Below are 13,157 nucleotides of genomic sequence, written 5' to 3' on the forward strand. Positions count from 1 at the left end.
ACCTTCGAAAAGTGCCCTTTTTTAACAAAAGACACCCATAGCACTAACTGTTCTCCCATAGATTGAAAGCATAAAAAAAGGGGAAGTAAAATACCCCCCCCTTCTTTTTTAATGCCTGATAATAAAACTCAGGCGATTTAAGCTAGATCGTTATTATTTATCCGCAATAACAAAATAGCCTGGTTCAGTTGTTTTAAAGATGACATAACCTTCTTCATCATCGCTAGCAGGCACTATCATTAACAGATCCGACTCAAGTGCTTTGTAGACAGAATTCAATGCCCAGTTAGCCATAATGACATTAATATCGCTTAGATTGGTTTTAGTACCTTTATAAGCGACTTTAATAAACATTGGCACCCCATTATAGCTATCCACATGCTTTTTACTGCTATCACGTATATCAAAGAAATATACATTGGAGCGCAATTTCCCATAAGAACGTGCATCCAGGATGCCTTGCGCGGCATCTTCCGCGCCATTTATTAATCCTAAAGCACCGCGATAAGTCGGGAACAGGATGTTATTAACAGTATTACCGTCAATTGCCGCCGCCATGTTTCTTAAGTTAAAGTTACCTTTATTAACTTGAAACACGAAAGTATCAGTGCTAGGAAGATCTGGAGCCATTAAGCCGCCAAGCTCCGGTCCAAGAGCGTGTAGCAGGCTGTCTGTATTAAACTTTTTGAACTCACCGATAATCTCGGAAGCGCTGGAGTTTTTCAGACGACTCATAAAGGGATCAATTTTGGTCTCAAACAGAACATCTGAAACATTCTCAGTAATATCACCATTAGCCTGTAGTTTCATATAAGACAAGTCTAGCTTATAAAGTCCTTCTTCTACCAGACGTGGATCAGGAATGGTTCTAATTACTTGTGAATTAGCCTCACCGAGAATACCTTTGGGTGAAATCAATGCACTAAATGCACCACTTTGTTTACGTTCATGGCATTCCTCACACTGCACTGAGTCAGGTGATGGGCGCGTATTATGAGAAATAATATACTCATTTGATTCGCTCAACACTTCAGCTGTATCAGGGTTTTTGTAGCCTTTTTGAGTGAGTAAAGCATCATAAGCTTTTTTTAGCGCAACATACTGCTCATAAGTTTCAGGAGGAAGTACGGTTGGTGAGGGCGCACCGCCACCATGGCCGGCAACCAGTTTAACCGGAAGTGTACCCAGTGATTCGCCGGTAATGACATTTTTAATATTGCCATAAGGATTGCCTTCAGCATCTTCAAGAATTTCCTTAACGACAAGAAGCTCGTATTTTGCCAATATGCGCTTGCTTACTTTATCTTGCCAGTAACTGCGAACTCTAGGGTTATAAGGTACCATGGTTGACTTGCCATTTGCAGCAATGCGGTAACGATACATTAACTGAATAGGTGTACCACGACTTTTCTTATTATTGATATGACACGCCTGACAAGAAACTACATCAAAGTGAGTTTTGGTTATTTTTGTTAAGGACTCTTTACTATAGCCCGCCATATCGCCACTCGCTTTCCATAGTTCACGGTGAGCATCCAGTAAGGTGTCGTGACCTGAAGGAACAACCGCATTTTTTGAGTTGATATGGCACGCTTCACAGGATTTTGCATTAGGCGCATAGTCTAAATCATTGCGCACATCATTGTCTGAGTTCCCTTTTGGGAAATCATGATTAGCGTCTAAATCAACATTAGCTAGTGGCGACTTGAAATACTGCTTCGCATGACAAGAATTACAATTTTCAATATCACGGGTTTGGCCATTGTCATCGGTGTAGCTTTTGCCTTTATGTACATCGTCCTGATAATCATCCACCAAAGTACCATCAGCAGCATCTTGACCTGCTTCGGTCAGCGTTGCAGCTGCAGCATCACCGAAACCGTAAAAACCGCGACGTGAATTACTGGTTAAGTGACAATCCATGCAATTTTCGTTAGCAGGAAAGCGTAACATAGGAATGGTAGTTCTGCCGTTTTCATCAAAGGCATCGGCATGCCAGTTAAAAATAGGCATACCTTTTTCATCTAGTGTAGGCTGCATCGTTGCGGCGCCACCACCATGAGCCGCATGTTCTCCACCTTGCATTGATCTGGCTACGGTCACCAGGTTTTTACCGTCTTTATCAACGACTAATTCCATTAGACCTGATGCTGCCTGGCGAAAAAAGCCTTTACTAGCAAATTGTGAACGGGCAGTCCTGGGAGACGGAATGAGTGTTGTAAGGCCGCTATCTTCTGGAATTTTTAAATTAGAAATGTCTACATGACAGAACATACAGTCTGCTTCACCAACGCCACTTTTTTTCCAGTCCCAGAGCACTAAAGTTTGTTCTCCGGTGACGCTATCAACTTCACGTTCATAGTAATCGCCATCATTGAGGGCAATATCTTCGATCTTTTTTTCATCATAGCGAATGCCATCACGGTCTCTTTCAGCCCAGCCTCCACCAACATGACAAGACATGCAGTTTTTGACCTGATGCGCAGAACCATAGTCTGCAAAATCCAATGGATTCGAGTTGGTTTTTTTGGCTAAAACGGTTGGCGTATCGCCCCCCATACAGTTATAGCCACCGTAATAGCCAGGAGAGACCAGATGTGGTAAACCGCGTGTAGCGCCATAAGTATCACTGGCTTCATCGCGTCCTTGCTGGAAATGAAATGCATGCGTTAAGGCCTCATAATCATGACAGCCACTCCCCGCACAACTTTTTTTCGGGCTATACGGATTATTAGATTCCAGTACATGATTACCCTGCTCATCGAGCAAAGGGATCGGTGGGTGATTAACAGGCTTATCAAACGCGTTCATCACCGCGTAACTGTTAGTAAACATGAAAAGTAGATACAAACAACTCAGATTAATGAGCCATTGCTGCTTTCCATGAGGTTTTGTTGATTTCATAAGTCCCCTCCAGGTAAGTGAAATTCAGGTTCTTTTTAGTAACGCAAAGCTTAGCAATCGTTGAACTTTAACCAGAGCATTAAGTTCCTGTTATTTAAAACAGCCTGAGAGTACCCCCCAAAAAATAAAACCCACACACTTTGTTATCATTCAAAAGTTGAAATATCTTAGCCTTTAAAAAAACATGCTTTTGTTGAAAAAAAACATGCTAACCTCGACCCAAGCAATAATTAAGCCATACATGGCCATCCTGAATACGTAATCACATACAAAGGATATTTTCATAAATATTTTGTAACATTTACTGCAAGTTTAAGACTACAAGTCATTGTTTATTTGTATGTTTTTTAAATTATCACTTGGAATTATCAATTACCTTTATGCTGCATCGTGTACTTATATTAAGACTGACTTTTATTTAAATCAGTAGAAACTCTTTTTCCAAAATTCAGCTGGCAAGCTAAATGGCTCGGTAGTTCAAGCCTTATAACAATGTTTAATTAAAAGGTTTAGAGTGAGCGCAAAGACATCTCGATATTTCTCTTTGTGAGTTAGCGAGAGTTAAATTATGTGAATGTGGAGGAGAAAAATAAAGCAGCTACTTTTAAGCTCACTATATTATGCGACTGAACTAACCGTAACGTTTTAGATGGCCTTCCCTCCGAATCGACGGGGGGGTAGATCCACTTTTTTGAAACCAAATAAGTGCTCTAGTCTTAGAGCGCTAACAATATTGTTTAATTATTTGGTTAAGAGGCTGGTTAAATCAGAATGATTAACCGGGTATTAATTTTTCTTATACCGCTGTTATAACAACGGTATAAGACTTTTTCATCACGTACAAATCAATTTTGATGGACACTGCCACCTAGAAATGACTTTTATTCCACTATTTTATCAATCACCAGAGTCAGCTCTTCACCCTTATGCACTGCAACCTGCTTTGCTGTGACGTAAAAATCCCCTTTAGTGGCTCTCGGACTGCCTGATATGGCAACGCGAGCTGTGATATCAACAAACTCAGCTGAGGAGATTTTTGCAGTGGGCATCGCCGCTTTTGTATCATCCAGTATGATAGTTATCGGCAAATCCTGTACTTGCAATCTTTCTGCCGCTAATGGCATAGGCATTCCCGCTTTAGCGAAAACAAACACACGATCCTGACCACTCACTTTGGCACGCAATGCAGGGCTTATATCCAGATTAATTTTAATACTTGCCGATGCTATGACAGCCTCTTGTGCTGGTTTTGCTTGCTGTACGGGAGCCGGTTCACCTGACTGCTTACGCGCTTCGGCAATAGCAGGGTCAATAAAGTTGCTGACCAGTGCATTCCCGGCTTTGATTTTAGCTTTTTCCCACGAACTAATTGCCTTTGCGTAGGATTGTTGCTGATACGCATCCAGACCCTTTAAAATTAGTGCTGTAGGTTCTTCTGGATCAACTCTTAAAGCTTCATCTATCGCTACCTGCACCACTGGAATCATTCGCTCACCCGCCACTTGATACATCATCTGCGCGTAAGCTGCTTTTGCCGCTGCGTAGCCCGGGTTATTTTCTCCTAACAAGCCCGCAATTTGCTTATATACATCGCCCGCCTGTTGAAAATCTCCCATTGCAGCATAGGTATTTGCCAGCAGAAACCATTTTTCAATATCTTCAGGGTTTTCAGCTAATTTTGCTTTTAAAGCAATTAATGCAACCGAAAAATCAGTAGTGGTTTGTTGATGTTCTTCTGGACTATCAGCTAAGGCTAAATATTGTTGGAATTTATCACTGGCCCCCAGGCTGTTATAGGTTGCCAGACTACCCAGAATAAACACACTGGCAATAACAGCCATGACCAGCCAGTGCTGGATACCAGCGATATTAGCTGTTTTAACTATAGGCTGCTCTACAAACTGTACATCACCTAATAATGTTTTTTCCAGTTCCGTTTTTAATTGCTGAAAGGTGGATGCATCAAGATTGCCTTGTGTTTGTTCATTTTCCAGTTCTGCCAGACGCTCCTTAAATATGCTGATATTTTTCTGTTTCTGTGAAATACCTTGCTCATTGTTTTGCGTCCCTTTATAAATAGCTAAGGGCCACAATAATAGAATTACTGCCAGCAATAACATGGCTGCAATAACTATCCATAGTGTCATCATTATTTTTTTCCTTGTTTTGTTTTAAGCAAAGCATCCAGAGTTTTGGCTTCGCTATTAGATAGTGATGGCGCATGATCATTAGCTTCTTTATAAGCTTTGTTGCGGCTACGAATAATCAAAACGACAACCAGCAGACCTAATAATAAAAACAGGCCTGGTCCAAACCAAAGCAGATAGGTTTGTGGTTTTACTCGTGGTTCATAGAGTACAAAGTCACCATAACGCTCGACCATATAGTCAACAATTTCATCATCGCTTTTACCCGCATTCAACATCTGGAAAATTTTAGTACGCAAATCCTGAGAAATTTCTGCATTTGAGTCAGCAATATTTTGGTTTTGACATTTAGGACAGCGCAATTCAAAAGTCAGATGCTGAAAACGCTTTTCCTTTTCTGGGTCATCGAATTGATATACATCGATCGCAGCTGATAACATAAAACTGCTTAGCAGTATCAATAAACCGAATATTATTTTAATTTTCAACACCGCCCCATCCTTTGATTATCAGTTTTAATTCCAGCCAGTCTTGCGCTGTCAACACACCCACATGGCGATGACGAATAATACCCTGGGCATCCAGTAAATAGGTTTCTGGTGCGCCATAAACCCCCAAGTCCAGACCCAGCATGCCTTCTTCATCATAAATATTGAACTGATATGGATTACCCAGTTGCTGTAACCATTGCAAAGCCAGGTCACGCTCATCTTTATAATTCAAACCTATAACAGGAAGCTCCTCTGCCTGCGCAATTACCAGCAATTGCTCATGTTCTTGCCGGCAGGAGGGACACCAGGTTGCCCAGACATTGACTAACACTGGCCGACCAATAAAGTCTTTTTTAGTTAAAATACGCTCTGGCTGCTGCAAGGCAGGCAAGCTAAATTCCGGAAAGGGTTTATTTATCAATGCTGAAGGCAATTCTCTGGGGTCTATGCTTAAACCTTTCCATAAAAAAGCGGCCAGTACAAAAAATAACAATAAAGGAATAAATAATAGCAGTCTAGGCATGTGCAGCCTCCAGTTTGGCACTGCGTTGACGATAACGTTTGTCTGCAACAGTTAGTAATCCCCCTAAAGCCATTAAGATTCCACCCAGCCATAACCAGCGTACATAAGGTTTATAATGCATTCTAACTGCCCAGGCACCCTTTCCCAGTGGCTCCCCTAATGCAACATATAAATCCCGGAACAAGCTTGGATCAATATCCGCTTCCGTCATCATGGCATTTTTAACATTATAACGACGTTTCTCTGGATTTAAGGTCACAACAGCATTACCGTCTTCCGTAACCACAATAGTTGCCTGGTCTGCCATATAATTAGGGCCTTTTACTACATGCGTTCCCTGAAAAGTAAACAGATAGCCTGCAAGTTCAACACTATCGCCTTTTAGCATACGCATATCACGCTCTTCACTATAGGTTGACACCAGCGTGATGCCTATTGCCGTTACGGCAACGCCAATATGAGCGACCATCATTCCATAATAGCTGAGCGGAAGTTGTTTTAGCCTATTCGTAATCGACTGCGCATTACGAAATTTCCCTATAAATTCGGTGAGCACAGTACTCATAACCCAAAGGCTGACACTAATACCTAGAAAAACCCGGACGTCAAAACCACTACCATAGGTCAGTGGAAAGATAAGACCACACAAGATACTTATTGCTGCAGGCAACCAAAGCTTATCAATTACAGCTTTAACTGTAGTTTCTCGCCATCTAACAGCAACAGACAACCCCATAGCAACTGACATAGTACACATAATAGGTACAAATACAGCATTAAAATAAGGTGGGCCTACTGAGATTTTCCCTATTCCCAATGCATCAATCAATAAAGGATATAAGGTGCCTAATAGTACCGTCACCGCCATCACAGTCAGAAAAACATTGTTAATCAGTAAAAAAACTTCTCTGGACAGCCAGGAAAAACTTGATTCACTTTTTACATTAGGCGCTTTAAGTGCGTATAAGGTTAGTGAGCCTCCCATCGTCAAGGCTAATAACATTAAGATAAAGAAGCCACGCTCCGGGTCGCTGGCAAAAGCATGCACGGAGGTTAAAACTCCTGAGCGGACCAGGAAGGTGCCTAATAAACTTAACGAAAAGGCAAAAATAGCTAATAATAAAGTCCAACTTTTAAACACGCCACGCTTTTCAGTGGCTGCCAAAGAATGCACTAACGCTGTACCAACCAGCCAAGGCATTAATGATGCATTTTCAACAGGATCCCAGAACCACCAGCCGCCCCAGCCTAATTCATAATAAGCCCACCAGCTACCTAAAGTGATTCCCATGCCCAGAAATGCCCAGGCAATATTAGTCCAGGGTCTTGCCCACCGTGCCCATGCGGCATCCATTCTGCCAGATAATAAGGCAGCGATAGCGAAGGCAAAAGCAACCGAAAATCCGACATATCCCATATACAGCATGGGCGGATGAACAATTAAACCAAAGTCTTGTAATAAAGGGTTCAAATCTGCACCATCTGCAGGAAAGCGGGGCAAATAACGAGCAAAGGGGCTGGATGTAATTAATAAAAACGAAATAAAACCGGTTGCTATGATACCCATCACAGATAAAACACGAGCCAGCATATCCAGCGGTAATGCTTTACTAAAACGACTGACAGCAAAAGTCCAGCCACTTAAAATAAGTGCCCATAACAGCAAAGAGCCTTCGTGTCCGCCCCAAATCGCACTCAATTTGAATTGCATCGGCATTTGACTGTTGGAATGTTGTGCCACATATACAACGGAGAAGTCATCCTGCGAAAATGCATAGCCTAAACAAGTAAAGCTGATAACAACAAAAATGAACTGCCCCATCACCAATGGCTTGCCAAAAGTCATCCACATTTCATTACCTGTCGAGGCTCCATACATAGGTATCAAGGCTAAAACGACTGATAAAAATAAAGCTATAATCAGAGCAAACTCTCCTATTTCAGGGATCATTTGGCAACCTCCTGCTTTTTCTTCATCGACTCTGCAATTTCTGGCGGCATATAGTTCTCATCGTGTTTCGCTAAGACTTCATCTGCCTGGAAAATGCCATTCGCATCCATTTTTCCCTGCGCAATAATACCCTGCCCTTCACGAAATAAATCCGGCAAAATGCCAGTGAATTCGACCACCACCTGATGCTCAAAATCGGTTATTGCAAACTGTACTTTTAATGAATCTGTTGACCTTTTAACACTGCCATCAACGACCATTCCGCCTGCACGAATTCTAGCGCCTACTGGAGCTTCACCTTCAGCAATCTGGCTAGTTGAATAAAATAAATTAATATTCTCACTCAGAGAATACATCACCAGGCCTACTATCAAGGCTGTGCCGAAAACCAAGCCTAAAATAATGCTTAATCTTTTTTTTCTTTTTGGGGTCATACTCTTCCCTGTTCACGTCTTAGACGACGTTTTGCATTAATAAAAAACTGCCTTTTCAGCCAGTAAGCTGAGACGATATTATAAATAAATATGACCAAGGCGATGCCGTAACTTAGCCACACATAAAGCCCATGTTTACCCATTTGTAAAAAATCAGCAAATGATGTGAAATTTCCCATTACTAGAATCCTTTAAATAAAACTACCTTTCCCAATCTCTGCAGTGAGCGACATTTTGCATCACAGAATGTGGAGCTTTTGTTGACATATTGGTTTCCACGCAGAGCATGGCAACCAGAAGCCATATCAACTTCAATAATTTTCAATTACTTTTTTTACCCAGTCACTGCGTTTTTCACGCTGTAAAACGTCTATACGTGCGCGACTCATCAAGACCACAGCAAAAAAGCAATAAAAGCCCAGCACCATAACCAGTAATGGCATCCACATTTCCGGAGGCATTGCAGGTTTTTCTGTCACGGTAAAAGTTGCAGGCTGATGCAAGGTATTCCACCATTCAACCGAGTACTTGATAATCGGAATATTGACCAGGCCGACTAAAGATAAAACAGCCGTCGCTTTATCAGCGCTGGCTATATTTGTAAAAGCTGAATTTAAGGCAATCACCCCGATATACAGAAATAACAAAACCAGCATCGCTGTTAAACGTGCATCCCAAACCCACCAGGCACCCCAGGTAGGTTTACCCCAGATGGCACCTGTTGCAAGAGACATAACTGCGATAGATGCGCCGATAGGAGCACAGGCTCCGGCAACCACATGCGCAATTTTCATCTTCCAGATTAAGCCGATTGCGCCTGCCACAGCCATCAACATATAACAGGATTGCGCTAAAATTGATGAGGGGACATGTATGTATATAATACGAAAACTATTACCCTGCTGATAATCTGACGGCGCGAAAACCAGCCCCCAAACCAAACCAACTATTAATAATAGTATTGCTGCCGCACTAAACCAGGGCAATAAAGCCCCCGTAAAATCATAAAACCATTTAGGTGATGCTAATTGATAAAACCACCTGGGCATTTTTATTTTCATTGTTATCATCCTTAAGCATTAATCAATGCAAATATCTTAAAACCAACTAACTTCGTACACTAATCTTTAACGCTGCGGCTATCGCAAAGGGTGCCAGCATTAAACTAAATACTAAAATAGCGCCTAATAAGGCCAGATACCCCTGAATAGGCAAACCCATCGAACCTGCCTGCACTGTACCTGCGCCAAAGATTAACACTGGAATATACAAAGGCAATACGAGTAAAGAGATTAAAACACCGCCTCTACGTAAAGCAACCGTAAGACCAGCACCTATTGCGCCCATTAAGCTTAAAGTCGGCGTCCCTAATAATAAACTCAAAATTAGAGCGGGATAGCCTTGCTCAGGAAGAAAAAACATCATCGCAACTAAAGGTGAAATTATCGCCAGACAAAAACCGCTGACCAGCCAGTGACTCAGTACTTTTGCCATAACTATAACCAGCAAGGGCTCTGGACTGACCAGCATTTGTTCTAAAGAGCCATCCTCGTAATCAGAACGAAAAATACCATCAACTGATAATAAACAGGCTAAAAGAGCAGCGACCCATATGACCCCTGATGCAACTTCAGATAAAAAAGCAGGGTCAGGACTCACGCCTAAAGGAAACAGCACTGCGACCATCAGAAAGAAAGCCAGAGGGTTAATAATATCGTTACGATGGCGAAAAACCAGCAATAAATCACGCTTTAACGCGGCAAAGAAAAAACTCACGCCACTGCAACCTCGTCCAGATTAATCGGACGTATTATTTGTCCCGGAATCATTAGATCATGATGAGTCGTTAAAATAACGGCTCCCCCCTCTTGAATATGATTGGCAATCAACGCTTCCTTTTCCTTGACACCTTGTTTATCCAGGGCAGTAAACGGTTCATCTAAAATCCATAGGGGCGCACTACTTAGATATAAACGTGCCAGGCCAACTCGCCTCTGCTGTCCTGCGGACAAACTATGACAGGGAACATCTTCAAAACCACACAGCCCAACCTGTTTTAAAGCTTCTGCAATAGTACATTTATTTAAGCTCTTGTCCAGTTGCATCATCCAGCGTAGATTTTCTTCAGCCGTTAAAGAGCCTTTAACTCCTGCCAGATGGCCAACATATAGCATCGCTTGAAAATACTGTTCACGCTCGTCATCAAGAGCAACTCCATGCCAATATATTTCCCCGGTATAGGCATCTGATAAACCACATAAAATACGTAATAATGTCGTTTTTCCACTGCCATTTTGACCTATAATCTGTACCACCTCAGCAGCATTGATCTGAAATGAGAAATTTGCAAATAATACTCGTTCGTCTCGTTCGCAAAACAAATTTTTCACTTCTAGCATCTTGGATAATAATTGAACACAGTCGAGAGTTTAAAGAAAATAGTACTGAAGTCATCGCTTTAGAAGATTTTATAAGTAATCTTAAACTATGACTTATATAATTTTTGGGGAAAAACAAGTGAAAAGAGTCCTTTCTCAAATCTGCTGCTTATATTAATAACCGGTTATTCAACCATTTTTAGAGTGACTTTTCAAACATATTTTATAGTGAGTATATTATTATACTCTACCATACTTATCCTCAAAACGAACAATGTCGTCTTCGCCCAAATAACTGCCCGATTGTACTTCAATCATTTCCAGGGGAATCACACCAGGATTTTCCAGGCTATGTATTACACCAAGAGGAATATAAGTAGATTCATTTTCAGAAAGTAGTAATATTTCATCACCCTTGCTAACTAAGGCTGTTCCTTTCACCACAACCCAGTGTTCTGCGCGATGGTGATGCTTTTGTACTGATAATTTAGCGCCTGGTTTGACCACTATACGCTTGGTTTTATGCCGCTCGCCACTATCCACTGAATCATAATGCCCCCAGGGACGATAAACTTTACGATGTAAATCAGCTTCAATGCGTTGACTTTTTTTTAAGACCTCAACAATTTGTTTAACTTCCTGTACTCTATCTTTAGGGGCAATCATCACGGCATCATCCGTTTCAATAATGATCATATCCCGAATGCCAATTGCGGCAACCAGTTTATTTCCCGCGTGTATAAAAGAGTTCTCAGTATCTATTGCGATAACATCGCCTGTTAAAGCATTACCAAAGGAATCCTTTTTTCGTACTTCCCACAATGCCGACCAGGACCCCACATCGCTCCAGTCAGCATCTAGAGGTATCACCACTGCTTTATCTGTTTTTTCCATAACAGCATAATCTATCGAGTCTGATGGGCACTGGATAAAAATATCCTTATTTAAACGCACAAAATCCACATCAATCTTAGCATCCGCAAAAGACAAGCGACAGGCAGCCAACATTTCCGGCGAAAATTTTTCCAGCTCTTCCAGGTATCGTCCTGCTTTAAATGCAAACATGCCGCTATTCCAGTAATATTCTCCACTGTTTAGATAAGTTTCGGCGACCACTGCATCTGGCTTTTCAACAAATTCAGCCACCTTGAAAGCATCGGCAATATTTTCAGCAGATCGTTTAATATAGCCGTAACCTGTTTCAGCAGCTGTTGGAATAATGCCAAAAGTTACCAGATAGCCTTGTTCTGCCAATTGCTCTGCTTTAACCACTGCTTGCTGAAAAGCAGGAATATTTTCGATAACATGATCAGCTGGCAATACCAGCAGGATATCATCATAATTTTTTGCCGCTAAAGCCGCCAATGCTACTGCCGGTGCAGTATTTTTACCTACAGGTTCCAAAATTATAACGTCTGGTTGAGCATCAATTTCCCTTAATTGCTCGGCCATCATAAACCGATGGGCTTCATTACAAACAGCAATAGGGGCTTGTAAATGATCCAGCCCCTGTAAACGGAGTACCGTCTCTTGTACCATAGTTTTATCTGAGACCAGAGGCAAAAATTGCTTGGGGTGTTCGCCTCGAGATAAAGGCCATAAACGGGTTCCTGAACCACCAGAGAGTATTACAGGTATCATGATATTCCTTGTTTTATTTAAATATGGCTAAGTATGAAAACATTTTATAGAAAATGCTAGATTAAAGATCTACATAATTAATATTTGCTCATTGGCTACCGTCTTTTAGTAAATACTATATCCCTTACTTTTTCAATGGCCAACCTTTGTCAGTTTGATAAAAAAGCATGCTGTACTTTTTATTATCGTTGCGGGCGCCTCTTACAAAAAAAAGAGAGTAGCAGTTAAATAATCATCAGCATACTATTCATTGGCACCTTACTTTCGCTAGTGGTTTTTTATTTCGCTGCTCAACTGCTTGAAATCAGCCTTCAGGCATCTAACTTACCGGGCCTTATCAAGAGAACCATCAATCTTTAAGTAGTGAATTCCAGGCAAAACAAGACAATGACATTGCTTCGACAAAGAGCGTGTAAAGTATTTCTAATTTTCTTGAATGTATTTATTATAGCCAATATGAAAGCAATAGCCCCTCTTAAAGACTGCTAGATAATCTGTCATTGCGATTTATATTTTGAACATTACCGCCGCTGCTGACCAAAGTGTTTTTATGATCTGCGGCGGTTCATCGCCACCTTCGAGCATCAACAAAAAATGCTCGTGGTTAATGATAAAAACATATGCATGGCGGTCACCGCCCCATACTTCTTGCGAGCGTGTTGTAAGATATTCACAATGAGTAAACCTT

Annotated in this window: 11 protein-coding genes; all 11 read right to left on the minus strand. The window is 41.4% G+C overall.

From position 1 onward, the window contains the following. Positions 1 to 153: 153 nt before the first annotated feature. Positions 154 to 2,904 (minus strand): hypothetical protein, encoded by a 2,751-nt coding sequence (locus AU255_RS10645; protein WP_080522844.1) that lies wholly within the window; start codon positions 2,902 to 2,904, stop codon positions 154 to 156. An 881-nt stretch (positions 2,905 to 3,785) separates the two neighbouring features. Further along, positions 3,786 to 5,054 (minus strand): c-type cytochrome biogenesis protein CcmI, encoded by a 1,269-nt coding sequence (gene ccmI, locus AU255_RS10650; RefSeq protein WP_080522845.1) that lies wholly within the window; start codon positions 5,052 to 5,054, stop codon positions 3,786 to 3,788. After that, a complete protein-coding gene (locus AU255_RS10655) occupies positions 5,054 to 5,542 on the minus strand; it encodes a cytochrome c-type biogenesis protein (protein WP_269844786.1) in 489 nt (162 codons plus the stop codon). The genes ccmI and AU255_RS10655 overlap by 1 nt, the downstream gene beginning before the upstream one ends. After that, complete coding sequence (locus AU255_RS10660; protein WP_080522846.1) at positions 5,529 to 6,065, minus strand: DsbE family thiol:disulfide interchange protein; 537 nt, start codon at positions 6,063 to 6,065, stop codon at positions 5,529 to 5,531. The genes AU255_RS10655 and AU255_RS10660 overlap by 14 nt, the downstream gene beginning before the upstream one ends. Next, entirely contained in the window at positions 6,058 to 8,016 is a 1,959-nt protein-coding gene (locus AU255_RS10665; RefSeq protein ID WP_080522847.1) for a heme lyase CcmF/NrfE family subunit, read from the minus strand. Before AU255_RS10665 ends, AU255_RS10660 begins: the two co-directional genes overlap by 8 nt. Next, positions 8,013 to 8,450: a cytochrome c maturation protein CcmE gene (gene ccmE / locus AU255_RS10670; protein WP_080522848.1), complete on the minus strand. Its 438-nt coding sequence runs from the start codon at positions 8,448 to 8,450 to the stop codon at positions 8,013 to 8,015. Before ccmE ends, AU255_RS10665 begins: the two co-directional genes overlap by 4 nt. Further along, entirely contained in the window at positions 8,447 to 8,629 is a 183-nt protein-coding gene (gene ccmD / locus AU255_RS10675) for a heme exporter protein CcmD (RefSeq protein ID WP_080522849.1), read from the minus strand. The genes ccmE and ccmD overlap by 4 nt, the downstream gene beginning before the upstream one ends. Positions 8,630 to 8,761: 132 nt before the next feature. Continuing rightward, positions 8,762 to 9,511 (minus strand): heme ABC transporter permease, encoded by a 750-nt coding sequence (locus AU255_RS10680; RefSeq protein WP_269844787.1) that lies wholly within the window; start codon positions 9,509 to 9,511, stop codon positions 8,762 to 8,764. Positions 9,512 to 9,557: 46 nt separating this feature from the next. Further along, on the minus strand, positions 9,558 to 10,226 hold the full coding sequence (gene ccmB, locus AU255_RS10685) for a heme exporter protein CcmB (protein ID WP_080522850.1): 669 nt from the start codon (positions 10,224 to 10,226) through the stop codon (positions 9,558 to 9,560). Beyond that, positions 10,223 to 10,849, minus strand: a complete 627-nt coding sequence (gene ccmA / locus AU255_RS10690) for a cytochrome c biogenesis heme-transporting ATPase CcmA (protein ID WP_080522851.1) — start codon at positions 10,847 to 10,849, stop codon at positions 10,223 to 10,225. Before ccmA ends, ccmB begins: the two co-directional genes overlap by 4 nt. A 219-nt stretch (positions 10,850 to 11,068) precedes the next feature. Next, the gene (locus AU255_RS10695) at positions 11,069 to 12,469 is read right to left on the minus strand and encodes a mannose-1-phosphate guanylyltransferase/mannose-6-phosphate isomerase (protein WP_198942590.1); all 1,401 of its coding nucleotides are present in this window, start codon (positions 12,467 to 12,469) and stop codon (positions 11,069 to 11,071) included. Between the last annotated feature and the right edge of the window lie 688 nt (positions 12,470 to 13,157).

Source organism: Methyloprofundus sedimenti (assembly GCF_002072955.1).
In the GTDB taxonomy this organism is placed as follows: Bacteria; Pseudomonadota; Gammaproteobacteria; order Methylococcales; family Methylomonadaceae; genus Methyloprofundus; species Methyloprofundus sedimenti.

Coding starts and splice junctions, on each gene's coding strand:
- AU255_RS10645 (WP_080522844.1), bottom strand. CDS start 2,904: ATGAAATCAACAAAACCTCATGGAAAGCAGCAATGGCTCATTAATCTG.
- ccmI (WP_080522845.1), bottom strand. CDS start 5,054: ATGATGACACTATGGATAGTTATTGCAGCCATGTTATTGCTGGCAGTA.
- AU255_RS10660 (WP_080522846.1), bottom strand. CDS start 6,065: ATGCCTAGACTGCTATTATTTATTCCTTTATTGTTATTTTTTGTACTG.
- AU255_RS10665 (WP_080522847.1), bottom strand. CDS start 8,016: ATGATCCCTGAAATAGGAGAGTTTGCTCTGATTATAGCTTTATTTTTA.
- ccmE (WP_080522848.1), bottom strand. CDS start 8,450: ATGACCCCAAAAAGAAAAAAAAGATTAAGCATTATTTTAGGCTTGGTT.
- ccmD (WP_080522849.1), bottom strand. CDS start 8,629: ATGGGAAATTTCACATCATTTGCTGATTTTTTACAAATGGGTAAACAT.
- AU255_RS10680 (WP_269844787.1), bottom strand. CDS start 9,511: ATGAAAATAAAAATGCCCAGGTGGTTTTATCAATTAGCATCACCTAAA.
- ccmA (WP_080522851.1), bottom strand. CDS start 10,849: ATGCTAGAAGTGAAAAATTTGTTTTGCGAACGAGACGAACGAGTATTA.
- AU255_RS10695 (WP_198942590.1), bottom strand. CDS start 12,469: ATGATACCTGTAATACTCTCTGGTGGTTCAGGAACCCGTTTATGGCCT.